Origin of the sequence: Mesorhizobium sp. RCC_202, from assembly GCF_041355295.1 — a bacterium.
GTDB lineage: Bacteria > Pseudomonadota > Alphaproteobacteria > Rhizobiales > Rhizobiaceae > Mesorhizobium.
Map to the genome: position 1 here is coordinate 34,307 of NZ_JBFUPO010000005.1, position 25,153 is coordinate 59,459.

The following is a 25,153-nucleotide window of genomic DNA, read 5'->3' on the forward strand; positions in this document are numbered from 1 at the left end:
AAGTGTGAATCAAAAAAAAGACTGAAAAATCAGGCCGCTTCGGCTTCAGCCGCCGCGAAATCGATTGCCGCGAATGCCGTCCGCAACACCTCGGGTCCAGCGCCAGGCTTGTTGGCGTCGGTGGACAGAATCTGCCGGAAGCGGCGCGCGCCGGGCAGTCCGTGGAACAGTCCGACCATATGGCGCGTGACATGGCCGAGCCGCCCGCCCTTCTCGATATGGCGCGCGGCGTATGCACCCATGGCATCGATGAGCGCCGCATAGTCGAAGGCGACCGGTGTGGCGCCATAGAACGCGGCATCGACGCCCGTGAGGATGCCAGGCGTGTGATAGGCCGACCGGCCAAGCATCGCGCCGTCGACATGGGCAAGATGCGCCGACGCTTCTTCGAGCGATTGAATGCCGCCATTGATGCCGATGAACTCGTTCGGCTTTCTCGCCTTGAGCCGGTAAACGCGAGGATAGTCGAGCGGCGGAATCTCGCGGTTTTCCTTGGGGCTCAGCCCTTCCAGCCAGGCCTTGCGGGCATGCACCCAGAGCGCGTCGGCGCCGGCAGCCAAAACGCCATCGGCCAAGGTATCGAGGGCCGGTTCGGGATCCTGCTCGTCGACGCCGATACGGCATTTGACCGTGACAGGAATTTTCACCGCCGCCTTCATCGCCGCGACGCAGTCGGCGACCAGCACCGGCGTCTTCATCAGGCAGGCGCCGAACGTGCCCGACTGAACACGATCGGACGGGCAGCCGACATTGAGGTTGATCTCGCCATAGCCGAACGCCTCGCCGATGCGCGCTGCTTCGGCAAGCTTTGCGGGATCCGACCCACCGAGCTGCAGCGCAACCGGATGCTCGGCGACGTCAAATCCGAGCAGCCGCTCGCGCGCGCCATGGATCACCGCATCGGCGACCACCATCTCGGTGTAGAGAAGCGCGCGGCGCGTCAGCTGGCGGTGGAAGAACCGGCAGTGCCGATCCGTCCAATCCATCATCGGGGCCACGGCCACTCTATGCTCTTGATTTTTCAGCATTTTTTCTTTAACATCAATTCGTTAGTCGCAATCGCGGCTACGCTACTTTACGCCAGAATACGACCCTTTTCGCTACATTTCGATCTGTCCGTGCACACGGAGCGCACACGAAAAAATGGCCACCTACACAAAACTCTCGTCCGGCTCCTGGCGCGTCCAAGTCCGTCGCAAAGGTCGCTACGTCAGCGAGACCTTCCTGCGCCGAGACGATGCACGGCGCTGGGCAACCGAAACCGAGCGTCAGGTCGATCGCGGTGAGACGCCGACCAAGTCCCGCATAGCGCGCCTGAAAACCATCGGCGACCTCATCGACCTTCATATCGACGACATGTGCGATGTAGGCAAGTCCCCTCGCCGCTCCAAGGCCGCGGCCCTCGACATGCTCAAAAGACATCTTGGGAAGTGCAACATCGCTGCTCTGGATCGCGAACGGCTCATCCGCTTCGGTCGGGAGCGTGCGGCCCAAGGCGCCGGGCCGATGACCCTCGGTATCGATATCGGCTTTATAAAACTTGTTCTGACTCACGCCGCTGCGGTCCACGGCTTGCCCGTCAAGGTCGAACCGGTTGATTTCGCGCGTGTCGCCCTAACGAGGCTCGGTCTCGTTGGCAAAGGCCAGCAGCGAGATAGACGACCGACACAGGAGGAACTCGACAAGCTAATTGATCATTTCGATGCAAACCCTCGCCAAATTGCACCGGTTGGCCAGATCATTCGGTTCGCCGTCGCTACCGCGATGCGCCAGGAAGAGATCTGCAGGGCGCGTTGGTCCGATTTGGAATCTCGCACGCGGATGCTCCTTGTCCGCGACAGGAAGGACCCTCGAAACAAGAACGGTAACAATCAGCGCATACCGCTGTTCGCAGCCACTGGCTATGACGCGTGGGCCATTGTTGAAGAGAGACGGGCGAAGCGCAACAACGACGACGATCGGATTTTCCCATTCAATCATCGGTCAGTCGGGACCGCCTTCCGTCGAGGGTGCGCTGACCTGGCCATCCACGACCTTCATTTCCATGACTTGCGCCATGAGGGCACTAGCCGGCTTTTCGAGGCCGGGTTCACAATTGAACAGGTGGCGCTGGTCACAGGGCATAAGGATTGGAAGATGTTACGGCGCTATACGCACCTTAAGCCAGAAATGCTCCACACGATCCAAGCGACGAAGGCTGCGTAGTTCACGCAAATGGGGATTTGAGAGCGAAATGTTGGGCGGAGTTCAAGCCGTCCGATAAAGATCGCAAGGCTCTCGATCGGGCCTTGAGCCTGTACGCAGCACCGGCATAACCGATGGCGAGATGCGCCTCGGCAGAACAACCGAATCGGAAGCTGGCATCATGGGGATTGGAAGGCATTCCGGCCGGGACAAACAAACGACGGCCCCCACCTGTCGTCGCGAGCGCATAGTAAGCGGCGTTTGGATTTCAAACACGGCCGCGCTGTAAGCGAGATCGAAGGGATCTGCCGCAACCGATGAGACCGTCGCACTGCCGCCGCGCCGCAACGTTCACCTTCGAAAACGTGGAGTCATGCAATTACTGGGTGGGCATCCAGCGCGAGCGGGAAATGTCCTCCAATTCCGATTGTAGCCACCCATTGCGCGTTTCCAGGGAGACCTATCGCCCAAACAGCGCTAATTACCGGAAATTTACATAAAATCCTAAATTAACCTTCTACTGATAGGAAACTATGAGAATTCAACGCTCTCGCAATTACGAAACAGGTTGACACCTTAGTGGTTGCTAATGCGGGACAGCGGACTCGATCGCGTGCTGTCCCTTGAGTGGAGGCAACCACAGGAGAGTGTCATGGCTAGTATCTTCGCGAGAACCGCCAAAGCATTGGCGGGTGGTGCAATCATCGCGGTTCTTTGTCTGCCGGCCAACGCGGGAGGAATCGGCGTGGGGAGCGGCGCTTCGATCGGCGGCGGAGGGGGCATCAATGCCGGGGCTGGTGCCTCTATCGGCGGTTCAGGCGGCATCAACGCCGGGGCAGGCGCATCCATAGGCGGGGCTGGCGGCATCAACGCCGGGCTTGGAGCATCAGTCGGATCGAGCGGTGTCAGCGCTGGTCTCGGCGCAACCGCAGGCGACCCAAATACGATAGGCGCTGGCGTCGGCGCCACGGTGGGCAAGGCTAAGATTCTGAAGGCCAGAATTGGCGCGACGGTGGGCGGTCCTAACACCTTGCGGGCCGGAGCTGACACGACTGTCGGGGCTTTGGAAGGGGCCACGATTGGATTGGGTGCAACGGTCGGCGGGCCAAATACCTTGAAAGCCGGAGCCGGTGCGACACTGGGTGGCGCAAAGGGCGTGACAGCAGGACTTGGCACGACGGTGGGCGGCGCGAGTACGCTTGACGTTGGAGCGGGTGTCGGGATCGGAACCGGTCTCGGCAGCCCGTCCAATCCGAGCAATTCGGCCAATACGACCAATCAGAGGGTGGTCAACGTCGTCGCCGATATGTCGGGCGCACAATTGGTCCGGATGAAGAAACGCTGCGTGGATGTGCTCAGCAGCCAAGACGCTTACGACCGCGACTTGCGACAGCTCTGTCAACTGCTCGCACGCCGTTAGCAGGCTCAATCTAAGTGTACCTGCCGCCGAGCACTATGACGCTCGGCGTCCCTGCAAGTCAGTGGAGGCCCGTTGCGAAGCATTGGGCCTCTTGCAGCGTTCCAGGACGCTTCTAAGAGCCCGGGGCGACGCGGCTGACAATGCCGCGGCCGCTCGGAAACCGGCAAAGATGAGTGGAATTTCGCTCAGTTGGCAATCAAATCTTTAGAAAAAACCGACAATGTTGCCCGCTGCGGCCACCAGTGGCTCGGAAACTATCAGGAGAAAACAGCCAAAAGGCCTGAGGTTGTGTCAAATCTGGTGCACGTTGAGGCGCAGCATGACCCTGCCATAGCTGCAGAAGTTGACCAGCTTCTGGCGCGCCGGACGCGCGACATCCGGCTCAAAGGCGAGATCATGCGTCTGTTCAGAGCGCGTATCTGGTCACAGACCGCCAAGATCATACGCGCATGGATGATCTGGGTGGCCTTGTTGGATGTGCTGACCCTGACGGTCAACATGCTCATCCTTCCAACCTCGATCGCGGATCGCATGCTTTTGCCAGCCGGGATTATCCCTCCCGTCGCGATAGCCGTTGTCCTTCTTTGGCGAAAGCCTCAGGCGCCGTGGCTGCAGGGCTCCTCGCTACTCGCAGGGATGTTCCTCATCTTGTTGTCGGTTGCGCTGGTCGGGGTAAGTGCTGGTGGCGAGTTCTACGAACGACACCTGAACATCATGCTGTTTGTAGCCATTACCGCGATTATCATTTTCGGGATTCCTCTGGCCTGGACCGTGATTACTGCCGGCATGGCGCTCGGCCTCTATTTAATGTTTCAATTGCGCAACCCGGCAATCGACCTTGGGAGCACGGTGGCTGCGACGCTGTTTTTCGCCAGCGGCATCTTCGCGACGGTCGCGGCCCGTCGCATCATGACCATTCTCGCCCAAAAGACCTTCCTGTTTGAGCTTCGGGACCAGCGCAGAGTGGCCGAATTGGCCGAAGCGAACGATCGACTGGAATTCCTGGCGCGTACAGATCCACTCACAGGCATCGCAAACAGGCGCTGGATGACGGAGACCCTGAACAAGTTGTGGGGAACTGACACACGTTGCCTGGATGGTGCAGCAATGCTGATGTGCGACATCGACCATTTTAAGAAGCTAAACGACCACCTCGGCCATGCCGAGGGAGATCGCTGCCTATTGGACGTCGCTAGGATTATCCAAGACAACATCAGGCGCGACTGCGACCTTGTGGCCCGATACGGAGGCGAAGAGTTCCTGGTCCTTCTGCCGGGCGTGAACGAGGCCGAGGCCTTCTCCGTCGGGGAACGTATCCGCACCAGCGTCGAAGCTGCCGCTATTCCCAACCCGGGATCGCGAGTGTCGCGTCGCCTCACACTCAGTATCGGGGTTGCTGTTCAAACCAAGGACCAGGTAATCGCACCGGAGCAACTGCAGCGCCAGGCGGATGAAGCACTTTACCTTGCCAAGCAGAGCGGCCGAAATCGGGTGACGCTGCACGGATCGGAATCGGACAAGAGTCGGCCTATCCGATCGGTCCGTTGATAGGGCAACGGACCTGCGTCGCGCGCCCAAGCAAGTCTGTTAGATTGAATATGGGTTGGATGAGGCCGGCGCTTGGCCGTGGGCTGTGGAGTTCACGCATTGCCAAGCATGCGCCGAAGAGCATGATTGTCATACCGGCGATCTCGGCTGCTTGGCAAACGCCCAGACCATCAGCGCATATGCCTCAACATTGCTGGGGTCCCAGACCGTAGGTGCGCACCAAGCCGTGATGAAGGCAGCCCTACTGTTCGATGGCTCTCTGCAAAGGAACGTTCTGGATATCCGATGTTGGATACGGACCGCCCCTCAAAGAGGGTGTTCAACGGTGGGGCAAAGCGCCCCGACTGCCACTAATAGTCGTTGTTCTTTCGTGATGGGCCGGAGTGCCACGAAACAGGGTCGGCGATCCATCGATTGACATCGGATTCCCGCCAGCCCGCCCCGTTGATGCTTATCTTGATCTGCGCGGGGAACGCGCCTTCGGCGATCTTGCGATAGAGGGTTGAGCGGGACAGGCCGGTCCGGGCCAGGACGGTCTTGAGGCGTATTATGCGATCCGGCCGGGACATAGCTCGCTGTTTCTCGCTGGGTGTTGCTGGTATTTGCTGGGACAGACAGGACGGATCGAACGCCGGACGCAATCCGGTTTGTCGCCTCGCCTGCCTGTGGCGTGTAAACGGCGGCAAATCGGGATACCTTAGATTCCAATCCCCCGCCCCTTACCGATGCCATGACTGAATGCGAGTTCTGCGCCGAGTCGGCGGCCGGAGTCGGTATGAATGCCAAGCTCGCGCTTGCGGTTGGCGAGTAGAGATTCCAGCTGCGGATCGCGCTCGAGGCTTTTGGCCATATCGGACATGGCCGAACGCGTTGACTTGTAGCCCGACATGTCGCCGGCCTGGTATTGGCGCTGGCCCACGCGGTCGAGCTTGCTCCATTGTTCAACGAACCGGTCAGCGCGGCGGCCCAAATCGATGTCCAGTCCGGTGCGGATTTCTGTTTCGAGTTGAAGAGCAAGGACGATGCGGTTGACGCGGCCAGCCCCTGCCTCGCGAACCAGCTCGGTATTTTTCGCATAAGCCGCCTCGGCATCGCGCCAGCCATGCGGCCGAACCTTCTCGAAAGCGCTGCGGGCATCCCTCAATTCGCGCATCTGCTCGGGTCTGCCCTGCCCGTCGGCATTTCCAGTGCTGATGATCGCATCGAGCGCGCGCGCGTGACGCGCAAGCGCGTTAGTGCGAGCTCGGCGCAGCGCCGCTTCGGGGTCCACCGGCAACTCCGTGTTGCGCGACACTCCCAGGGCGGGGATTTTTCCTTTGGGCGTGGAGCCCGCATCTTCGATCCGCGCCCCAACATCTTCCCTTCCCGGCCTGCGCCCACGGTCCTGGCCCGGCTCGGCGTCTGCCGGCGAGCGCAATCCGTCCAGCAGCTCGCCGATCCTGTCGCGGACCTTCTCCGGCACGATCCGGCGCACGATCTCGACCACGCGCTCGCGGAAGGTGATCCCGCGCCGCTCTGCATAACTCTGCGCCGGATCGACTAGCTCATAGTCGGAAGCCATGTCCTTGGCTCGATCGCGCGACAGCGTGCGGACAAGCCGATCCCGGGTTGCGAAGTCGTCGCTGCCATAGTGCAGGTCCATCCTGTCGCGATGCCGTGACAGCGAGACGTAGCTGCCATGTGCATCCATCCCCGGCGTCGCCAGCACATGAGTGCGGTCAACGGTCATGCCCTGCGCCTTGTGGATGGTCGCGGCATAGCCGTGATCGACATGGGCATAGTCTTTCAGATCGAACCGCACCGACCTGCCGTCGTCGGTGCGCACGGCCATGCTCTGTGTGCTGACCTCTTCGATCACACCAAGCGTGCCGTTCTTGACGCCAAGCCCGCGCTCGTTGCGCAAGAACATGACGCGGTCGCCGCTGGCGAAGTTTCTTGCGCCGCGTTCGACATTCACCTGCAGATCGCCGCCGAGATTTCCTGCAGCCCGCATGCGCTGGCGCGCTGCCTGGTTGAGCGCCCGCACCTCGTCGTTTGTGTGGGTGAGGATGATCCGGCTTGCCTCTGGATGCGCCTGCCGGTCTCGATCCCAGCGCTCGACCAGTTCACCTCGCGCCTCATTGCGCGTTGCAGCCTGATGCACCATGCCTTGCGCGTCGTAGGCGCTGATCGCAGCACCGATCCTGCCGGTTGCCAGATCGCGCGTGGCATCGCGCTGCCAGTCCTGGCGCTGCCGACGCACCTGTCCGATTTCGACGCCGCCGTGTCGCTCGTGAACCGAACGGAATGCAGCGCCCGCTTCGATTGCCTGCAACTGCTGCGGATCGCCGACAAGGACGACTTTCGCGCCAGCGTCCGCCGCATGGGAAAGCACGCGCTCCAACTGGCGCGTGCCGACCATGCCGGCCTCGTCGATCACCAGGACATCGTGCGCGGTGAGCAGATCCCTGCCCTGTCCCCAGCCATGCTCCATACTGGCGATGGTGCGTGACGAGATGCCCGAACCGCTTTCAAGATTTTCGGCCGCAATGCCGGAGAGTGCGGCGCCTCGGACCTCATAGCCCGCTGCCGCCCATGCCTGGCGCGCAACACCCAGCATGGCGCTTTTGCCCGTGCCAGCAAAACCGACAACAACGCCAAGACCGCGGCCATCGGTGATGTGATCCAGAGCATCGGCCTGCTCGACTGACAGGACAAGCCCGCGCTGTTTGGCATTCGCCAGAGTGGCCTCGCGCTGCGCGTCATTCACCACATGACGCTCCTGTCCAGCCGTCCGTTCCGCAGCGCGATGCAGGCGCTGTTCGGTCTCGATCATCTGCCGGGTTGTGAAGCGGTCCTCGCCGCGTCCATCCTTGCCGAGCTCGACCAGATCGGGTGCGTTGCCGATCGCGCCCATCACCGCGTCGAACTGCTCCATTCCGTCGCTGTGCCTATGGGCGAACTTCGCGATGTCGCGGCGGGTAAAAGTCGATTGCTGATGCGTGATTGCGTCGAGCGCCACGGACGGATCGGCAATGATGCGCGCCCCATTGTTGCGTGCGATCTCGCGATGCAGCTCGGCGCGATCTGCTTCAATGCCGACAGCGTCGAGGCCGACGCCCTCTATGCGTTGCGCCGGTGCTCCAATCTGGGTTTGCGGTTCCAAGGCAATGCCCTGCGCTTCCAGACTGCGATGATCGATGCGGGCGTCAATGTCGAGTTCGGCAAGGCGCTCATTGGCAAGTTCCGCCCATCGCTCGCGCCAGCGCTCGACCAGTTCGGTGCGGTTCCAGTCGCGAACCTTTGAACCGAAACCGTTCTCATCGACTGACCGCATGGTCAGCATGACATGAGCATGCGGCTTGGGACTGCCATCCTCCGCCCGGTCCCAATGCACATTGAGGTCGGCGACCATGCCGCGATCGACAAACTCCGACTGAACGAAGTCGCGCGCCAGTTCGATGCCTTGCGGCTGGCTGAGTTCACGCGGCAAGGCGAACTCCACCTCACGGGCCAACTGCGCATCCTTCCTCACCTCGAACGCTTCGACATCGTTCCACAGCCGTTCGCGGTCGCTCCAAGCCTGCGGCGCATTCTCCGGCAGCATCACCTCGGAATGGACAATACCGCGTTTGGCCGAGAAGTCATGGCTGCGATCGATGCGCTCGTCGCGCAGCCGCGAGGCCGAGCGGTAGGCGGCCGACGCAACTGCGCTGCTCCCAGCCTTGCGGCCAATGACCTTGACGTGAAGATGATAGATCGCCATCGCGACCAGATCATTTGCACGTCAAAGCGCACGTCGGCACGACGTATAAGCGCGCCCTCCCTCGAAAAATTCTCGGGATGGACCAGCCCGTCCCGGGCTGTCTCGGCAACCCTGAAGCCTTCCGGCAGGCGCTGCTCTATGATCGCCGCATCGCCAATCGATGGAGACAGCCATGCGTAAACCACGGGACTTCGACGCGGAACTGAAGGCGCTGGAAGACAAAGGGCGAGAGCTCAAAACGCGAAAGGTGCAGCAACTTGGCGAGCTGGTGATCGCCACCGGCGCCGATCAGCTCGGCACCGACGAACTGGCCGGCGCTCTGGTCGCAATCGCTGAAACCAAAGACACCGCAAAGCGCGAGGCATGGGCCAAGCGTGGTGTGATGTTTTTCGAGAGCCGGTCCCGGCGAACTGCTCACGCATCTCAGCGCAACCCGCGCAGCGCTCAAGCGCAATCGGGCAGCACACAATCGACAGCAAGCGGCACGGGCTCGCAATGACATGCGCACCTGGCAGGTCGAGCGCCGCCAGCGCACCCGACATTTGATCGAACTCGGCGGTCTTGTCGTCAAGGCAGGCATTGTTGAGCTGACCAACGACGACCGCGCTGTCATCTACGGAGCGATGCTCTGGATCGCCGCCAAGCTGCAGGGCCATGATGGTAAGCATGCGCGGCAGCTTTGGGCCGTGAAGGGAAAGCAGGCCTTGGCGGCGGCACCGAAAGAAGAACTGAAGGCACAGCGAACATAGCGGCGGACGGCGCGAAGACTTCAAATATCGCAGCACCGCACGCCATCACACTACCTCCTCATGAAGTCCCATAGAATGGGAGAAATGGCGGGACACATGGATGTCGCGCACCACGACGCGAACGCCGACACACGGTGGGAGGCCGCCGAAGGCTATCGGCATAGCGGTTCAAGGCGGAACTGATGAATGATCTTGGGTCTGGGCTTACGGATGAGACGCGCCGGACCGTTTTCAAATACGCTTTCAAAAGAGGTGTGACCTGCTATCTGCCCAAGGGCTTCCGGGAAAGCTCCAGCAGCTCGCGCTCATCGGTGATGCCGGCCACGTAGTTTGCGATAATGCGTGAGGCGCGGTGCTCTCTCTGATCTTCTGTTTCCTTTGGGGCGGAACCCGCTTGGAAAACCCGGCTGAGAAAGTCTATTTCCTCGGGTGTAAAAACGCCCTTCGTCAACCTAACAATAGGCATGACGGTAACCTCCGCAGGCACTCCCTCTTTCGCGAGACTATCGAACACCGATGTCTGTGGAAAGCCGGGCCTTAGGTCTCTCCCTCGTGCGCACGGGCTCGCAGGGCGACAAGCGGTCGGCTCTACGGGTGAGATAGTCCATATGCGATGACTAGGCTTAGTAGATGCGGCACAAGGCGCAGGACCGATACAGACCACCAGAAGAGCTGTTTGCAAACGCGGTTTACCGGCACGCAGCCCTGTCGGTTAGCCCTTGAGCAACAGGCCCCTGTCTCGCGGAAGCTGTGCAGCATTTGCATTCGGCTAGTGAGCTTTCAATAACGTTTCGCAGCTAGCGTCAGAACGGTTTCGTGCTCACCTGCAGACCAGAGGTCCTGCCTTGTGAAAAAATCATCCTCGAAAGCGGTAAGGGAGTCGGAAGCGCAAGGCATTGCATGGCTGGCGAAATTGGCGCGGAGCTCCTACAGTGTGCACGAGATCGATCTTGAGGCGAAGATCGAAGATCTCGAAGCCCAAGCGAGGCGGCTCTCGACGGTCATCGACAACATATCACAAGGCATCTGCTTGTTTGATGCCGAAGAGCGGTTGATACTATCGAACTCCCGATATTGCGACATCTACCGGCTCTCACCTGAACACTTGCTTCCCGGCATGCCGCTCAGGGAAATTGTAGCGCTACGCGTCGCTGCCGGCACATGCGCAGTATCGGTCGACGCCTATCTCGCTTTGGCCCGGTCGATCAATTCGGGCATGGCACCGCGAACGTGGACTGCCACCCTACCCAACGGTCGCATTATACAGGTTTGTCACCAACCCATGTCAGACGGGGGTTGGGTTTCAACCCATGAGGACGTCACCGAACTGGCCGCAACGCGTCAGATTGCCGATGAGCGGATATCCCTTCAGACATTGATCGATTGGGTCCCAGACTATCTTTGGGTCAAGGACGTGCAAAGCCGTTTCATTGTGGTCAACCGGGCACTCGCGACCGACAGTGGCCGGGAGAAGACCAGCGATATGATAGGGTTGACCGATTTCGATCTTCACGCCCCCGACATGGCGAGCAAGTTTAGGGCGATCGAACTGCATGTTCTACAAACGGGGCAACCGGTTTTCGACAAGGAAGAATTCGTGGTTGACGCCTCAGGCGTAGGCAAATGGCTATCCTCGACCAAGGTGCCGTTGCGCAACGAGCAAAATGAGATCCTTGGTCTGGTTGGCATCGCTCATGACATCACCGGGCGCAAGAAGGCGGACCTCCTGCGGGATGGGCAGGCCCAAATTCTCGAGATGATTGCAACTGGAGTGCCGCTGGAGGACGTGCTTGGCCGCCTGGTGCGTCTGATGGAATCCCAACTCACCGGGATATTCGGCTCTGTGTTGCTGCTCGACAAAGAGGGCCGGCACTTGCGCCATGGCGCAGCGCCCAGCTTGGCCAAAGGCTATATCAAGGCCATTGATGGGGTCGCCATTGGACCCAAGGTCGGTTCTTGCGGCACCGCTGTGTTTCGACGCGCGCCAGTGATCGTCACAGATGTGATGCTTGACCCGCTGTGGGAGGACTATCGCGATTTGGCAATGGGCTACGGATATCGCTCTTGCTGGTCGACTCCTATCATTTCCCATCAAGGCGCAGTTCTGGGCGTCTTTGCCATGTATTCCAAGACGGCACGCGCGCCCGCCGAAGCTGAGACGCGCCTGATCGACTTCACCACTCGCATCGCAGGAATCGCGATTGAGAGGAAAGTCGCTGAGGACCAGATCCACTTCATGGCCAACCATGATGTGCTCACAGGCCTGCCCAACCGGGCTCTGCTCGAGGACCGGCTATCGCAGGCGATCCTACACGCCCAAAGATATGATCGATGGGTCACAGTCGTCTTCATTGATCTGGATAATTTCAAACTTATCAACGACACGCTCGGTCACAATGCCGGTGACAGGCTGCTCAAGGCATTGGCCGAGCGAATGGTGGCATGCGTGAAATCGACCGACACGGTCGTTCGGCTTGGCGGCGACGAGTTCGTGCTCGTCCTGTTCGACCAGCCGAAGAACGTCGATCTTATCGCAGAAACCCTGCAGCAAGTGCGAACAGCGATAGCCGAGCCCATTCAGTTGGGGAACCGATGTGTGAGGACGACGGCAAGCATCGGCATCGCTAACTATCCCAAAGACGGAAGAGTACCAGAAACCCTCATCGCCAATGCCGATGCGGCGATGTATCGCGCAAAGGAAGTGGGGCGCGACAATTTTCAGTTCTACGCTCCCGAATTCAACACCAGAGCGCACGAACGTTTCCTGCTACAGGAGGAGTTGCGAAATGCCCTGTCTCGCTCGGAGTTTGTGCTGTTCTATCAGCCGCAGGTGGATCTCCGCAGCGGCCGCGTTTTCGCAGTTGAGGCGTTGATACGCTGGAACCATCCGATGCGCGGTGCAATGTCCCCTGTCGGTTTCATTCCCACGGCAGAAGAAACAGGGATGATCGTTCCGATTGGCGATTGGGTTCTCCATGAGGCTTGCCGCCAGAACAAGGCGTGGCAGGACGCAGGACTGCCGCCGATGAGCGTTTGCGTAAACGTCTCTGCCCGCCAATTCAGGGAAAGGAACCTAGTGGAACGAGCCGTCCATGCGCTGGGCGAAAGCCAACTGGAGGGTCGTTACCTTGAACTGGAGGTTACTGAGAGCCTCATCATGCAGGACGCTGAACTCGCAGTTTCAACGATGAATGAACTTCAGGCCTTGGGTGTCCAGATTTCGATCGACGATTTCGGGACAGGCTACTCAAGTCTCAGTGCCCTTAAGACTTTCCCAGTCGGCCGGCTCAAGATCGACAAGTCCTTCATCAAGGACGTTGCCGGCAACAAAGAAGATCAGGAGGTCGCGAGCGCTATCATATCGCTGGCCCAAAAACTCAATATGAGGGTTATCGCGGAAGGGGTCGAGACCGAGGAGCAGGTGGACTTTCTCCGCAAAAATAATTGCGATGAGATGCAGGGCTACTATTTCAGCAAACCTGTCTCAGCTGAGGAAATCGACCAATTTGTGAGAAGACTAGATGTGTAGGCCCCGAATGAAACGGTGTGGATCAATCTAGGATCAATCGTTGGCTGGCCGGCCAAGGGGAGCAGCTGACGGGCTACGTAACTAATGTAACTAGCAGGCGGCACTGGCGAGTTCCGACATCGGCATTTGGCCGATTCCGACGGGGCAATACGTCGTGGTACACTATTTGCCAGCACGGTGCCGGGACATCACCTCCGCCGCAGCTGTTCAACCCTTCGCTACTACCGATTTGATGGCTGTTTGCGGGGCATCGACCGCCACGTCATTGGGGAGGCCCGGATAGTCTCGAAACATCCGCATAGGCGCCTGATGGCCCGATCGGATAAGTGCGTGGCCTACGGCCGCGCGAACGCTCTGGCCGTCGCGCCGCGATTCGCGGATTGACCGCCAAAACGGGCAGAGAATGATCACCTATCGTCGCAGGCCGAAGAAGCTCAAGACCGCGAGGATCACGACAACCAAGCCTATGATGTATATGATGCTGTGCATTGCTTTACCTTCCATGGCGAAACTCCCGCCGGCTTCGGCCGGCGGGAGCCGGTCACTCAAGGTCAGTCCAAGACCTTGACAATGGTGTGGGTATCAGGATCGACAACCACGGTTCGATTGTCGATCACAGTGTAGCGGTACTTGACGTTTGGAACCTGATGAAGCTCGACCTTCTCGGAGAGCTTGGACCCGACATTGAGCTCCACGCCAGGCAACTTAACCGAGGCCAGAGGTTCCTTCTTCACATATGTGCGAATGGTGGTTTCCTGGTCGGGCGAGAGGACAACCTCGTCGGCGACCGCCGCGCCGATGCCGGCCAGCAGAACCAAGGCAGCTAGCGAATTGCTGATGATGGTGGTTCTCATGAGATGACTCCTCATTTGTTTCCGATGACCGCTTCCGAAGCCACAAAGGCTGGGCGGTGGAATTGCAATGCGTTTCGCCGATCAATGTTTCATTGAATGCACGAAGTGAGCCTTAATCAACAAGCGCGTCGCACTAAAGTTGGAAGCGGGGTCAGACTTTCGGCCAGCCTACCGTGATCGACAGCACTTTCGCGTCTGGCGTCGCACCCTGGATGCCCCGGCCCGAGGTAACGGCAAATCGCGCAAGGCCTCAGTGTTCTCGATTACACACTTGCAACGCAGGACGGAGCTACTTCTCGCCCCTGGAGGCCGGCCGTGTTGTTCTCGAAGGGCACTCAGCCATTCCCTGGTGCGCGGGAAGTGGAACAACCCGGCAAAGCCTGTGTTTCTCCCCTTCAGGAGGACACCGACATGGCAGACGACAAGAGAAGGGAGACTTCCGCGATCGCGATCGCATTCCGCCGATGAGGACTATAATGCGGATTATTTACTCCAGAACGTCGGGCTGACGGCGCAGCAGGTGCGCCAGTTGCGGCGCTAGCGGCCCTGATCAGTTCGCGCTCGTATTGGTCCAAGTCTTCGGGCCGCAAGTTGCTAGCCGGCCTTAACAGGCCGCCAGCTCTCTTCAGCCATAGTGGAGACGGGGTTTTGGCAACGTCCCAGTGAACTGGACGCCAATTCGGTCGTTCCTCCGCCACCGCAGGACAGATTGATAGGCGACGCCGTCGGTTGGAACATATAGGACGAAGCGTTCCGGCACCATCGCTTCGACCGGTACCGTCAGTTCTGCACCACCGCTATTCTGGTTTTTAATCGTGCAACTGATTTCGGAGTTGTTGATGCCGTTGATGATCGCCGCGCCTTTCAGCACTCTCTGACGCCGTTGTCGGCGCTTATCGGGCTCTTCAGCCATTGTGACCTCCGTTGGGTCACCCCGCCAAGGGGATACTACGCTCGGCCGCACGCATTTCCTATTCGCTTTTCATTTGAGAAGTCTCTAATATGTAGAAGAGCTTTTGCGGCGGGATGCTGATGAGCCAGCAGAGCAAACTGGAGAACCCGCGAGTTCGCTCAGGCCAAGTTGCGCGAACTTCGGCAACTGATGAAGGCAGATGGGGAGCATCTGCTGACCTATCTGCTAGACATGGCCTACCTTGAAGTAAGTGACGCTGCGCGGGCCAGTTGCTTTGTGCGCGAAAAGCAAGGGGAATTGACGTCTTCGCCGCATCGGAAAGCAGCCCGCTTCGAGCGGTAGCAGAACCGCAGAGAAGCCGGCGTAGGCTCAGCGCCGCGGATTACACACCTACGCTGTCCCAGCATGGCCGCTTATCAGCCTGCTGATTGCGAGCGCGCATGAGCGACTCATTGGCCGGCATGGCGTTCGGCCCGCCTTCGGGCAATTCGACCGTGCCATAACGGACGTTCCGACAGGTTGGTATGAGACGGCAGGTGATCTGATGCGACCATCGTTGAGCGTCTACGGACTTCGCCGCTTTCGTTAGTGTCAATGACCACGGAACTGGGACTACCCTGGTTTTTCATGTGAAAGCGGCTCCGACGCATTCGCGCTGCGCCCACAGCCCAAGTTGCAGCGATGAGGCGCGCCTGGGAAGGTGCCGACGGGCTTGCCTTAGCGTGATCGAGCCAACCGTCCAATTTGGCCACCGCCTTTGACCGGATCATCTCCTGAAAGTTGGCGATGAACGTTCGCGCGAAGGTCCAGGTCAGGCACATTGCTCTCGATTGCCGCGACCAGTAGGGCGTCGGACTTGGATAGATCGTCGCGCGCGTCATGAGCTGGCGATAGTCCGCGCCACGTGCAGCCCGGCTTGCCAAAAGCCAGCCGATCCTACCCCGCCACAAAGGCCAGCCGGCATACCCCATTCCCGATGGCCGAGCTGTCTGGGAACTTTGCCGTACGGCTTTCGTTTCGGAGCGCGGCACATAGGTAGGACTGGAACGTTACTTGGCGTGCCGCCGTCGGGGATGACCTGACGGCCCGCCCGTTAATTTTCGGGCGGGCTAGCCTCCTTCCTAAGCGCCTTCGCCGCACGGCCTAACGCCCTTCGGGGACAAGCTACAAACGACCCAAGTTTGGAGACGGATGAAAGCCCCCAGGTCGGAGAGATGGCCGAAAGCCCAGGCCGATAACATTTGAAATTGGAGCGAGAGATGATTTCGGTGCATGATGAGCGTAGGGCCTAATCATTGAACCTGAGTCGATGGCCCCTTTGCCTGGTGACCGACGGCATTCACCCCGCCCCCGCCCGTGACCGTCGGTCGCCGATTTTGTGTTCCGCACCCATCATGTCTTGCGAGGACGGCCTTGGCTGCGCCATCGGCGGCGGGGACATGACGGCGTAGGTGCTGCCGGCTCGGGAGCAAGCGATAGGACCTAGGTTCCTCTCACAAAACGCTGGCTCCGTACGTGATCGCACCATGTCCCATCTTACCTAATTTAGTTATCTGGCGTATGCGGCGGACCTCGGTTCGCCAGGCCGGTGCCGCTTTCCAGGCAATTCTCCCAACGAGAAGGCACCGGCCATCCTAGCCCGCTGCGGTTGGTGGTGGCACATCTGCAGCGGGCTATCGGGGTGGCAGTAGGTGTATCATTTTAATACAATCGCCGATTGGTAGACTCCCGCGATGCATCGGCAGCTAGTAACTCGGTTCGGGCCGACGCAGGTGCGAGACCGGGAGGGAATGAATGGTTGCGCAAAAAGAAGACTATCGAACGAACAGAGCCGACTATCTCGTCGCCACGATGCGCGCACAAGCGATCGCTAAAGATGGCCCCTATCAGCTAGCGGAGAGAAAAAAGCGAATCCTGGCGCTTAACGACCGGCGACTAGCCCAGCTGGCCGCAAATCCATGCGAAAGCAAGCCAGGACCGAGGACCAGCCCGCGCAGTGGACACTGAGTTGCGTTTCCGCAGCCGTCGTTGGAGCAGTCCGGCGCTCTCCGCTTAGTCGCTCTGCAACAAGGCCTGCCCATACTTCGTCCACAGCTGGTCGCATTCTCTGAGCCGAAGGTTCGGTGTCCCCGATTCCTCGGACAGCACAATTGCGGACCGAACATCGTAGCCAAGGATCGAAGCGTTGGCGACAAACTGGATGGCTTCGCCCAAGCGGCAGGACTCGAACGCGGGATCGGTTGTGGTGGAGGTTTGATCCACCACACCTATGATCTGGGCGTCTCTATTCCTGGCGGCCAGCACGGCAGCCATGGCCTCTTCGGTCACATCCCCGACCCTCTAATGGCGCTCATCCCAAAAGTCCTGCAGCGAGGCGTGGCGCAGGTCTTCCTCGCCTCTTAGATGCTTCACGCGGCCGATCAGGCCTGGCTTGACCCACTGCGTCGCCTGCCGCTTCGTGCCCTTCGGCGCCGGCCCTGCATGCTCCCTGAACGCGCTGCCACAATCGCTCGCGCATTTCACGGTTAAGGGTGATGAAGGCTGATCCGACATAGCGGCCGGTGCCGCGTTCGGCCATCAAGGCAAAGGCTGGCCTGCCCCGCTCGCGCTCAACGCCAAGCAAATCGTATTCCTCGATGCTGTAGCACTTCGCCTTTAGCCAATTGGTCGACCGGCCACTCCGATAGAGGCTATCGTTACGCTTCGAAACAACGCCTTCAAGCCCGGCCTGGTCGACAAGGTGAAAGAAGGATCTGGCATCGCCTGGCAGCGCCTGGCTGAATTGGATGCGTCTCCCGGCCGGGATCATGGCCTCAAGGATCTCTCGCCGGTCAATCAGGGGCATGTCGCGAAGGTCGTTCCCATTTAAGTGGAGCAAATCAAATGCCACGAAATAAAGATCGTGCTGCCGGCCCATGATCGTCTTGGGCAGTTCGCCAAAATCGGAAATGCCGGTGTCGTTCAAGACGATGATCTCGCCGTCAATGATGGCATTGTCGGCTTGCAGCTCGCCGGCGGCCTTGACGAGGTCGCGGTATTTGGCTGTCCAGTCGAGGCCTCGCCGAGTGAAGATGCGTGTGCCTTCGGCCTCGATGACGATCTGCGAGCGGTAGCCGTCAAACTTCACCTCGTGAATCCAACCGTCGCCCTCTGGCGGCTTGTCGACGAGGGTGGGCATCAAGGGAGGTATAAACGATAGCCGACCCCCGCCGGCGGGCTTATGCATCGAGACTCCATGCAACTCGAATTTGATTCAATATCGCAGAGCCATTTCCGTTCCATTAGCATTTGCTGAAAAAGAAAGTTGGAACATTCACGCGACGTGTCGGTTTCCCGTTGTGGGAGGAATAGCCATGGCAGACAACAAGATCAAAAGAGATTTCCGCGACCGCGGCCGCGTGTCCGCCGAAGAGGATTACGAGGTCCGATATTTCGCCAAGCAGCATCGCATCAGTCCAGAGCAGGTTCGGGCGCTGATCGGCGAGCACGGGAACGAGCGGAAGACGTTGGAGCGCGAGGCCAGGAAGCTGCGGGGTTGAACAAGCTTTCCGATGTAGGGGCGGCAGTTCGCGTTTACTGTGCATGAGTAGCCCGGCGCACCTCCTGTGCAACACCTACCGTTGCGAAGCGTGCGGCAGATTGTCGATCGGAAAGACCTACGGCAAGTGCTTTGGCACGAGCAGCGAGCATGAGCGCTGGAGATGGATAGGTGAATGTCAGACGCGTCGAGGGATATGACGCGGAGCAATCGCAGGCTGCTCGCGCCCTTCTGAAATGGTCCCAAGTGCGCCTGGCGGCCAAGTCAAACCTGAGCGAGGGGACGATCCGCGACCTCGAGAGCGGGAAACGGCAGCTGCGCGCTGCAAAAGTTGCAGCGATCCGCCGAGCCCTTGAATTAGCCGGCGTCCCGTTTACAGAACTTCAATGCCACTTCACGATTGCGAAGCCCGCAAGTAGCCCTTGTCAAAGGAGAAGCCCGCGCCCTCGGCAGGGCGCGGGCTCGGTGTTGCACACCAGTCTGCGGCTTTTGAGGGGACGACGCAGACACCTAACCAACAAGGGCAGGAGGCACCAGTTCCGTCTGCGACGAAAAAAAGCCTGCGGATCGAAGCCTGCGGGCAGATGTTTCGGCGACGATCCGAGGCAACTCATTCTCAGAGTTTGTCCTGCTAGGAATCCTTTCTCCTCGAACGAAAATATTCAGAATTTTCGGCAGGCTGCCATCGCCCGACGAGGGAATGCGCCGGACGAATTCCAGGAGAAAGCAGCCAAAGCCTATCGACTGTGCCCGAGCTGATTCACAGCGCCGGAGCGGAAGACCCCGCCTCAACCGCTGAAGTTGACCGACTTCTGGCCCGCCGCACGCGCCACATCCGCCTTAAGGGCGAGATCGAAGGGCTGTTTCAAGCACGAATCTGGTCGCAAACGGCGAAGATCATCCGCGCATGGATGACCTGGGTGGCTTTGCTCGATGTGCTGCGCTCAACATGCTGATCCTGGATGAGCCGGTCGCGCTGTCCGTGCTGCCGCCCGGTGCCATTATTCCGCTGGTGGCCGCGGCCACCGTTTTCGTATGGCGCCGACCGCGGGCGCCTTGGTTTCAAGGGGCCTCACTGATCGCGGGCGTGTTCTCATTCTGTTGTCGGTCGCGTCGCCGTCAGGGCGGGTAGCGAGTTCTGCGAGCGGCATTTGCAAGGTCGCCTTTTCTGCGGCCGCGGCGAAGAACGAAGTTCACGGATATCCCGCGAGCCCGCTGGCGGATAGGCGCCGACGACCAGAAAGTCCTGGCGGGCCTCGACACGCTGGTGGCGGGCCTACGGCAGGACAGCGACGTCTCCCGCCTTCATCGTCAATGAGCAACCGCGCTTGCCGCCAAACTGGATCTTGGCTGACCCGCGGGCGATGCATAGAACCTCATGAAGTCCGGAATCGTAAATGCGCATAATCGTCGATGTCGTTTCGCCAGGAGTCTTGCCAGCCGTTGCGCGCGAAGAGGTCCTCGAAGATTGCCGCCGGATCGAACCCGCAGGCAGTTCACAACCCCACGATAGACGATCCAAGGCCACTGCGGATGATTGGTTATGACCCCATCGTCCTCGAAGCGGAACGTGTTGGCCTTGCGCGGGCGGACCAAGTGATCGAGATCGTCACTCGAGGGCCGCTGCCAGCCCGTGATGTTCTCGACGAGCTTCTTTCCTTGCTCGAGGATGGGGCATTATGTCCCTCCCGTCGGTGCGTCAATTCGCTGGAGAGGGGTGACGGCCGGGCCGTTGAGAACGGTGCCGTCGGGAGCAAAATGTGACCCGTGACACGGGCAGTCCCAGCACTGCTCGGTAGAATTCCAGGCGACCTCGCATCCGGAATGGGTGCAGGTGGCCGAATGCTGATAGAGCTTCCCATCGAGATCGCGACAGGCGGCGATCCTTCCCAAGGCGCGAAGGATCCCGCCCTGCCCAGGTTGGAGTTCATCCACGGAGTCCAACTCGCCAGGCAGCACATATCCGGCGAGATTCTTGATAACGGACAGATTTTCTCGAACGTAGTTCAGTACGCCGGAAGGCGTCTTGCGCGACGGCTCATACACCGCTGCCCAAGGGCTCTCTCGGCCCGAAATCAAGTTCGCCAGGAGCATGCCCGAGAGAGCGCCATGCGTCATGCCCTGTCCGGAGTCGCCAGTGACGACATAGACTGCCTTGCCGCCGGGATTGAGGCCGATGAAGGCGCAATAGTCGATCGTATCGAGAACCTGCCCCGACCAGCGTGTCACCTCCTTGCCCAAGCTTGGCACCAGTTGGCGTATCCAGGCCTCAATAGCCTCGAAGCGTACGTCGCCATCGTCGGCTTCACCGGACTTGTGATCAGCGCCACCGGCGATCAGATAGTCGACCGATCCCGGACCAGGATCCATCCGAACGTAGTGATAGGGATCGCCGGTATCCCAGAACAGCGCATCCGGCAGATCGCCACAAGGGAGGGTGAAGGCCATCGCATAGGTGCGATAGGGCGACAACTTTGTGTGCAGCTTGAAGCGATCGTTGATTGGCGAATTGGTCGCCACAGCGGCCGCGGCAGCTTCGATCACACCGCCGTTCTCCGTCGCGACGCGCACGCCGCCATCGGGCAATTCCTCGACGGCAACAACGGGGCTGTGGGCAAAGATCAGGCCGCCTTTGGCGCGGATGGCAGCCGCAAGGCCGCGCATATAGCGCAGCGGATGGAAAGTGGCCTGATTCGGATAACGCAGGACAGGCGCCTTTTCTAAACCCTTGAGCGGCGCGCCTGTTATCAGTTCGGCGACGGCCCCGACCTTCCGAGCCGCGTCAAATTCCTGTTGCCGCTGATCGCGGGCGTCCTTCGGTTCGACGCCCATCGCCGGAAAGAGGAAGGCGTCCAGCCTGCGGAAATTGCACTCGATCCGCAGCTCGGCGATGTTTTCCTCGATGCGGGCGACGGCGGCTTCCTGGCTTTCCTGGAAGAGCCTTGCGGTTTCTTCGCCGCGCAGATTGATTAGCGCGCTTAGACCGTCGTCGCAGATTGGCGCCAGATGCGCTGTGGTGCGCGATGTCATTCCACCGGCGATCGGGCCCCGATCGATGACAATCACTTTCTGACCGATGCTGGAGAGTTCATAGGCGACTGACAGCCCTGCGATACCAGACCCGATGATGACAGTGTCACAGCTCTTGTTGCCAGAGAATTTCGGAGCGTCAGGATAGACGTCGACGTTCATCCAGAGCGCTCGGGTTTGTTCACTGCGGGCGTTCATGCCCCCGTCCTTCTAATCGCTGCCATCAGCCGGATGCCTTCTGGTTGACCTTTCGCTCGGCGATGGTGGTCAGCTTCTTGTCAGCTGCCTTTTCCTCGTTCAGCGTGGTGGCGAGTAACCGGGAAACAGCCTGGTTGCCGCTCTCCTCTGCCCACGCGATCAAAGTTCCATAGCGGGTGATCTCGTAGTGTTCGACAGCCTGCGCCGCAGTGATCAGTGCGGCGTCCAGCACCTTCTTCTCGGCAACCTCGCCGGCGATCTCGTTCGCTTCCTTGATGATGCCGTCGATTGCCGGGCAGGTCGTGCCCTTCGGCTTTTCGCCGATGAGCTCGAAGGCTTGTTCAAGTCGCTGAACATGTTTTTCTGTCTCGGTGAGATGCGCCTTGAAGGCGGCCGTCAAATCGCGGTTGGTCGACTTTTCAACCATGTCGGGCAGCGCTTTCAAGATTTGCTTTTCAGCATAATAGATGTCCTGCAGCACGTGCAGGAACAGATCGCCCATCGTCTTGATGTCCTTCGTGAACAGGCCCACGGCGCCCTCCAAAATTACAGTTGCTGAAAGATTTGGTAAGAACGCGTGACGTGACCGCCCGTTCCGGCTGCGGGCAGGATAAGTTTCGCATCGGGAGTCGCGGGTCGGCTGGCGACGTCGCGGGAACGAATGCCTACATCTGCCGTTGCGGATCGTCGGGCTGATGTTCGGCCTATCTCCTATTCGATGGAAGAACGATATGACCGATCGCCCGCCGCTTCAGGATCATCGCAAGCAATATCCGGCACCGCGCTTCCCAGCAACCTCAACCCATGCCCGGCCTTGCCCTGGATGCCCGTCCCCGATCATGGGGAGGAAGTTATCGCGGCGCTGGCCGCTGCAGGGGCAAGGCGCTGGTGACCAGTGCGGATTCCGGGATCGAGCGCGCCGCAGCAATCGCGTATGCCCACGAGGGCGCCGATGCGGCGATTTCCCATCTCCCTGAAGAAGAGGCTTCGCTCTTATCGAGGCGGAAGGACAAAAGGCTATCGACTGCCGGGGGACATCAAGGATGAGGCCTGCCGGGAGTTGGTGGAAAAGACCGTCGCTCGCTTGGTCTCCACTCTGTTCATCAATGCCGCGCGCCAACAATCCCGGGAGAAAATCGAGGACCTGTCGACCGACGATTTGGACAAGACGATGGCCGATCTCTACGCCCTGCACTGGATCGCGCAGGTTGCTGTACCGCATCTGCCAGCCGGCGCCTCCGTTATCACCACCGCCTCCATCCAGGCCTATAAGCCGTCGTCCATTCTTGTCGATTACGCCACCACAAAGGCGGGCATCGTCGCCGTAACGGCGTATCTGACGAGCGGCGATTTCTATCGGCTGCTTCGAGAATTGGGAGAGCGAACTCCTGCAGATGGCGGCGTATGTCATGCTTTCCGCGATGCTGTTCCAGCGCGGCCCGGCCGAATCTCGCGATCCCGATGGTCAGACCGGCGTGGCGATGAGTTGCCGGCTGCCCCCCACGTAAGCGGAACCCGGTTCTGTCCTGGTTTTACTCCTACTCGCTGGGCATCGCATTGGCCGTCTTGTTCGCCTTTGCCTTACACTGGTGGGCATTCTGGCGGAGGCGTTCGCACGGGGAGGAGTACAGTCGCTTGTCGGCTAGCTCATGGATGCAAACCTGTGGTTTGAGTCTTTCCAAGATTGGCAGTCCGAGTTCATGCCGACTGCGGTGCTGCTCAGCCTGCCGATTTTTCTACCGGACAAAGGCTCCCCGGAATTGAAGCCTGCTGCCGCGGCAAACGCAACCGAACTCCCCTAATCGTCCGGGATTAGCCGATGCCGAAAACGGTCCCGGATGCGGTCGTTGAAGAAGCGGCCTTTCGCAAAGGCGTTTCGGAATTCAGAGTAGACCTCCGCAGGCACGCTCTCGTAGTCGTAACGCTTGCCGCTTGCAACGAACCACACGGAGAGAACCTCGCTCTCGGGATCGTATCTGCTCTTCCAGATCGAGGTCGAAGGCATGGCGTCGATCCTAGACGAGCGCCATCGGCATGTAGCGGATGATGACCTTGTCTTGCCGGAACCGACGTTCGAGCTCGGCGCGTCGGCGCCGCCAATCCTGCAGATCGATTTCTTCTGCCATCACTTCAAAGATAACGATGTCGTCATTGTCGGTTTGAACGCCTTCGCGCCAAACACCTTCTGCCGGCGCCTGCAAAAAGGCGGTAACGCCTTCGAAATCGACCGCCAGTTCCTCCTTGACCCGATCGAAATCTTCCCGCGCGAAAGGTTGGCCGACGTTGTCGGCTCGGGGGAGAAGGATCTGGAAAAGGTGCATGCCGGATACTCGCTGACAGCAGTCAACGATTGCAAAGCCTATCGCGTTCCGTGGCTTCGAGGGGTCTCGCCGTGCCACTGAGCCTCGAAGTTTGCGTGCTTTCCCGCATCAGGCCCGCGGCGTGCAGAGCGTCCTCAATAACCTTCTTACTGTTCCGCCCAACTTCCTCGCCCGAAACGTACCGGTCTCGGGGTCGTAGGCGAGTTTGGTGCGGCTGCCCCTCAGGGGTTTCTACGACGACATTGTATCCGTACCGGCACGTGCAGGGAATCTTGTCGATTGGGCGACCCTCATTTGGCACCTAGCCCGGATCGAGTGCCCGTGTTCCTCATGGCTCGATCTCGATCCAGGTGGGAGCGTGGTCGCTTGGCTTCTCCCAGCCCCGTGTCCCGACATCCACGCCGGCCCCTCGCAGTTGGCCGGCCAGCGATGGGTTGAGGAGCAAATGATCCATCCGCAGCCCCGAGCTGCGATCGTAGCCGCCACGATAGGAGAAGTTCCAATAGGTGTAGATTCCCTTCTCGGGATGAATGCGCCTGACGGCGTCGATCCAGCCATCCTGCAGCATGGTTGCATACGCATCCCTGCTTTCCGGGAAATAGACGGCATCGCCCAGCCAACGCCTCGGAACCACCGCGTCGATGGGTGTCGGCACGAGATTGTAGTCACCGCAAAGAACGACCGGTGCGCCGTCCGAAAGCAAGAGCTTGCCATAGCTGACGAGCCGCTCGAACCAGCGCAGCTTATAGTCGAACTTCGGGCCGGGCGCGGGGTTGCCGTTCGGCAGGTAAAGGCATCCGACGATCAACCCGTTTATGTCCGCCTCAATATAGCGGCTGTGCGTATCGTCCGGATCACCGGGCAGGCCGCGCCGTCTTTCTATTGGTTCGATACCTCGCGCAAGGATCGCCACTCCGTTATAGGACTTTTGCCCGTGCCAGATCGCACCGTAGCCGGCCGCGCGGATCGCTTCAGCAGGAAATTTCTCGTCGGAGGTTTTCAGTTCCTGCAGGCAAACGATGTCGCACGGACTCTCAGCCAACCATCTCAGCAAGACGGGCAAGCGACCATTGACACCGTTCACGTTGAAGGTGGCGATGCGGGTGGCTGCCATTGTAACCTCT

At 59.8% G+C, this 25,153-nt stretch carries 21 protein-coding genes and 3 pseudogenes; 12 read left to right on the top strand and 12 right to left on the bottom strand.

Translation table 11 applies throughout. The features are described from left to right. Window positions 1–29: 29 nt before the first annotated feature. Complete coding sequence (gene dusA / locus AB6802_RS13010; RefSeq protein ID WP_371010515.1) at window positions 30–1,028, bottom strand: tRNA dihydrouridine(20/20a) synthase DusA; 999 nt, start codon at window positions 1,026–1,028, stop codon at window positions 30–32. Window positions 1,029–1,143: 115 nt separating this feature from the next. Between dusA and AB6802_RS13015 the strand changes: the two genes are divergently transcribed. The 3 genes from AB6802_RS13015 (at window position 1,144) to AB6802_RS13025 (ending at window position 5,152) form a co-directional block, all read left to right on the top strand. Next, window positions 1,144–2,205 carry a site-specific integrase gene (locus AB6802_RS13015; protein ID WP_371010516.1) on the top strand — a complete coding sequence of 354 codons (1,062 nt, stop codon included), beginning with the start codon at window positions 1,144–1,146 and terminating at the stop codon, window positions 2,203–2,205. Window positions 2,206–2,836: 631 nt separating this feature from the next. Then, the gene (locus AB6802_RS13020) at window positions 2,837–3,604 is read left to right on the top strand and encodes a hypothetical protein (protein WP_371010517.1); all 768 of its coding nucleotides are present in this window, start codon (window positions 2,837–2,839) and stop codon (window positions 3,602–3,604) included. A 288-nt stretch (window positions 3,605–3,892) separates the two neighbouring features. Next, window positions 3,893–5,152: a GGDEF domain-containing protein gene (locus AB6802_RS13025; RefSeq protein WP_371010941.1), complete on the top strand. Its 1,260-nt coding sequence runs from the start codon at window positions 3,893–3,895 to the stop codon at window positions 5,150–5,152. 350 nt (window positions 5,153–5,502) lie between these two features. On the opposite strand, the gene AB6802_RS13030 is transcribed toward AB6802_RS13025, so the two are convergent. Both AB6802_RS13030 and traA read right to left on the bottom strand, forming a co-directional pair. Further along, complete coding sequence (locus tag AB6802_RS13030) at window positions 5,503–5,721, bottom strand: helix-turn-helix transcriptional regulator (protein WP_371010518.1); 219 nt, start codon at window positions 5,719–5,721, stop codon at window positions 5,503–5,505. Window positions 5,722–5,849: 128 nt separating this feature from the next. Beyond that, entirely contained in the window at window positions 5,850–8,897 is a 3,048-nt protein-coding gene (traA, locus tag AB6802_RS13035; protein ID WP_371010519.1) for a Ti-type conjugative transfer relaxase TraA, read from the bottom strand. A gap of 172 nt (window positions 8,898–9,069) precedes the next feature. Here traA and AB6802_RS13040 point away from each other — a divergent pair, with 172 nt between their 5' ends. The 3 genes from AB6802_RS13040 to AB6802_RS13050 all read left to right on the top strand — a co-directional run bounded on the left by AB6802_RS13040 (window position 9,070) and on the right by AB6802_RS13050 (window position 13,175). Then, entirely contained in the window at window positions 9,070–9,396 is a 327-nt protein-coding gene (locus AB6802_RS13040) for a conjugal transfer protein TraD (RefSeq protein ID WP_371010520.1), read from the top strand. A gap of 1 nt (window position 9,397) precedes the next feature. Further along, window positions 9,398–9,646, top strand: a complete 249-nt coding sequence (locus AB6802_RS13045; RefSeq protein WP_371010521.1) for a conjugal transfer protein TraD — start codon at window positions 9,398–9,400, stop codon at window positions 9,644–9,646. 847 nt (window positions 9,647–10,493) lie between these two features. Further along, on the top strand, window positions 10,494–13,175 hold the full coding sequence (locus tag AB6802_RS13050; protein ID WP_371010522.1) for an EAL domain-containing protein: 2,682 nt from the start codon (window positions 10,494–10,496) through the stop codon (window positions 13,173–13,175). 551 nt (window positions 13,176–13,726) lie between these two features. Here the strand turns inward: AB6802_RS13050 and AB6802_RS13055 are convergent. The 4 genes and pseudogenes from AB6802_RS13055 to AB6802_RS13070 form a co-directional block, all read right to left on the bottom strand. Next, window positions 13,727–14,044 (bottom strand): DUF1236 domain-containing protein, encoded by a 318-nt coding sequence (locus AB6802_RS13055; RefSeq protein ID WP_371010523.1) that lies wholly within the window; start codon window positions 14,042–14,044, stop codon window positions 13,727–13,729. A 610-nt stretch (window positions 14,045–14,654) separates the two neighbouring features. Continuing rightward, complete coding sequence (locus AB6802_RS13060) at window positions 14,655–14,942, bottom strand: PilZ domain-containing protein (protein WP_371010524.1); 288 nt, start codon at window positions 14,940–14,942, stop codon at window positions 14,655–14,657. A gap of 2,052 nt (window positions 14,943–16,994) precedes the next feature. Continuing rightward, on the bottom strand, window positions 16,995–17,255 hold the full coding sequence (locus AB6802_RS13065; protein WP_371010525.1) for a hypothetical protein: 261 nt from the start codon (window positions 17,253–17,255) through the stop codon (window positions 16,995–16,997). 27 nt (window positions 17,256–17,282) lie between these two features. Next, window positions 17,283–18,120: pseudogene (locus tag AB6802_RS13070) on the bottom strand (RNA ligase family protein). A gap of 175 nt (window positions 18,121–18,295) precedes the next feature. Between AB6802_RS13070 and AB6802_RS13075 the strand changes: the two are divergent. The 3 genes from AB6802_RS13075 (at window position 18,296) to AB6802_RS13085 (ending at window position 19,436) form a co-directional block, all read left to right on the top strand. Beyond that, window positions 18,296–18,481 carry a DUF3606 domain-containing protein gene (locus tag AB6802_RS13075; protein WP_371010526.1) on the top strand — a complete coding sequence of 62 codons (186 nt, stop codon included), beginning with the start codon at window positions 18,296–18,298 and terminating at the stop codon, window positions 18,479–18,481. Window positions 18,482–18,651: 170 nt separating this feature from the next. Continuing rightward, window positions 18,652–19,239 (top strand): multiprotein-bridging factor 1 family protein, encoded by a 588-nt coding sequence (locus AB6802_RS13080; protein ID WP_371010527.1) that lies wholly within the window; start codon window positions 18,652–18,654, stop codon window positions 19,237–19,239. Then, complete coding sequence (locus tag AB6802_RS13085) at window positions 19,227–19,436, top strand: hypothetical protein (RefSeq protein ID WP_371010953.1); 210 nt, start codon at window positions 19,227–19,229, stop codon at window positions 19,434–19,436. The genes AB6802_RS13080 and AB6802_RS13085 overlap by 13 nt, the downstream gene beginning before the upstream one ends. A gap of 721 nt (window positions 19,437–20,157) precedes the next feature. Here the strand turns inward: AB6802_RS13085 and AB6802_RS13090 are convergent. Further along, a complete protein-coding gene (locus AB6802_RS13090) occupies window positions 20,158–21,708 on the bottom strand; it encodes an FAD-dependent oxidoreductase (RefSeq protein ID WP_371010528.1) in 1,551 nt (516 codons plus the stop codon). Between the two features lie 25 nt (window positions 21,709–21,733). Beyond that, window positions 21,734–22,240 carry a ferritin-like domain-containing protein gene (locus AB6802_RS13095; RefSeq protein WP_371010529.1) on the bottom strand — a complete coding sequence of 169 codons (507 nt, stop codon included), beginning with the start codon at window positions 22,238–22,240 and terminating at the stop codon, window positions 21,734–21,736. A 420-nt stretch (window positions 22,241–22,660) separates the two neighbouring features. Between AB6802_RS13095 and AB6802_RS13100 the strand changes: the two are divergent. The 3 genes and pseudogenes from AB6802_RS13100 to AB6802_RS13110 all read left to right on the top strand — a co-directional run. After that, window positions 22,661–22,987, top strand: a pseudogene (locus tag AB6802_RS13100) (SDR family oxidoreductase); the annotation flags it as partial. 85 nt (window positions 22,988–23,072) lie between these two features. Beyond that, window positions 23,073–23,171, top strand: a pseudogene (locus tag AB6802_RS13105) (DUF6766 family protein); the annotation flags it as partial. A 237-nt stretch (window positions 23,172–23,408) separates the two neighbouring features. Continuing rightward, entirely contained in the window at window positions 23,409–23,510 is a 102-nt protein-coding gene (locus AB6802_RS13110; protein ID WP_371010942.1) for a hypothetical protein, read from the top strand. On the opposite strand, the gene AB6802_RS13115 is transcribed toward AB6802_RS13110, so the two are convergent. From AB6802_RS13115 to xth, 3 genes are all read right to left on the bottom strand, one after another. Beyond that, window positions 23,507–23,713, bottom strand: a complete 207-nt coding sequence (locus AB6802_RS13115; protein WP_371010530.1) for a KTSC domain-containing protein — start codon at window positions 23,711–23,713, stop codon at window positions 23,507–23,509. The two genes, AB6802_RS13110 and AB6802_RS13115, sit on opposite strands and share 4 nt — an antisense overlap. 10 nt (window positions 23,714–23,723) lie before the next feature. Beyond that, a complete protein-coding gene (locus AB6802_RS13120) occupies window positions 23,724–24,029 on the bottom strand; it encodes a hypothetical protein (protein ID WP_371010531.1) in 306 nt (101 codons plus the stop codon). 328 nt (window positions 24,030–24,357) lie between these two features. After that, window positions 24,358–25,143, bottom strand: coding sequence for an exodeoxyribonuclease III (xth, locus tag AB6802_RS13125; RefSeq protein WP_371010532.1), 786 nt, complete (start codon window positions 25,141–25,143; stop codon window positions 24,358–24,360). Window positions 25,144–25,153: the final 10 nt, after the last annotated feature.

Excerpts from the sequence above, each read along its gene's own strand:
- dusA (WP_371010515.1), bottom strand. The coding sequence starts at position 1,028 with ATGCTGAAAAATCAAGAGCATAGAGTGGCCGTGGCCCCGATGATGGAT.
- AB6802_RS13015 (WP_371010516.1), top strand. The coding sequence starts at position 1,144 with ATGGCCACCTACACAAAACTCTCGTCCGGCTCCTGGCGCGTCCAAGTC.
- AB6802_RS13020 (WP_371010517.1), top strand. The coding sequence starts at position 2,837 with ATGGCTAGTATCTTCGCGAGAACCGCCAAAGCATTGGCGGGTGGTGCA.
- AB6802_RS13030 (WP_371010518.1), bottom strand. The coding sequence starts at position 5,721 with ATGTCCCGGCCGGATCGCATAATACGCCTCAAGACCGTCCTGGCCCGG.
- traA (WP_371010519.1), bottom strand. The coding sequence starts at position 8,897 with ATGGCGATCTATCATCTTCACGTCAAGGTCATTGGCCGCAAGGCTGGG.
- AB6802_RS13040 (WP_371010520.1), top strand. The coding sequence starts at position 9,070 with ATGCGTAAACCACGGGACTTCGACGCGGAACTGAAGGCGCTGGAAGAC.
- AB6802_RS13045 (WP_371010521.1), top strand. The coding sequence starts at position 9,398 with ATGCGCACCTGGCAGGTCGAGCGCCGCCAGCGCACCCGACATTTGATC.
- AB6802_RS13055 (WP_371010523.1), bottom strand. The coding sequence starts at position 14,044 with ATGAGGAGTCATCTCATGAGAACCACCATCATCAGCAATTCGCTAGCT.
- AB6802_RS13060 (WP_371010524.1), bottom strand. The coding sequence starts at position 14,942 with ATGGCTGAAGAGCCCGATAAGCGCCGACAACGGCGTCAGAGAGTGCTG.
- AB6802_RS13065 (WP_371010525.1), bottom strand. The coding sequence starts at position 17,255 with ATGGCTGCCGTGCTGGCCGCCAGGAATAGAGACGCCCAGATCATAGGT.
- AB6802_RS13075 (WP_371010526.1), top strand. The coding sequence starts at position 18,296 with ATGGCAGACAACAAGATCAAAAGAGATTTCCGCGACCGCGGCCGCGTG.
- AB6802_RS13090 (WP_371010528.1), bottom strand. The coding sequence starts at position 21,708 with ATGAACGCCCGCAGTGAACAAACCCGAGCGCTCTGGATGAACGTCGAC.
- AB6802_RS13110 (WP_371010942.1), top strand. The coding sequence starts at position 23,409 with ATGCCGACTGCGGTGCTGCTCAGCCTGCCGATTTTTCTACCGGACAAA.
- AB6802_RS13115 (WP_371010530.1), bottom strand. The coding sequence starts at position 23,713 with ATGCCTTCGACCTCGATCTGGAAGAGCAGATACGATCCCGAGAGCGAG.
- AB6802_RS13120 (WP_371010531.1), bottom strand. The coding sequence starts at position 24,029 with ATGCACCTTTTCCAGATCCTTCTCCCCCGAGCCGACAACGTCGGCCAA.
- xth (WP_371010532.1), bottom strand. The coding sequence starts at position 25,143 with ATGGCAGCCACCCGCATCGCCACCTTCAACGTGAACGGTGTCAATGGT.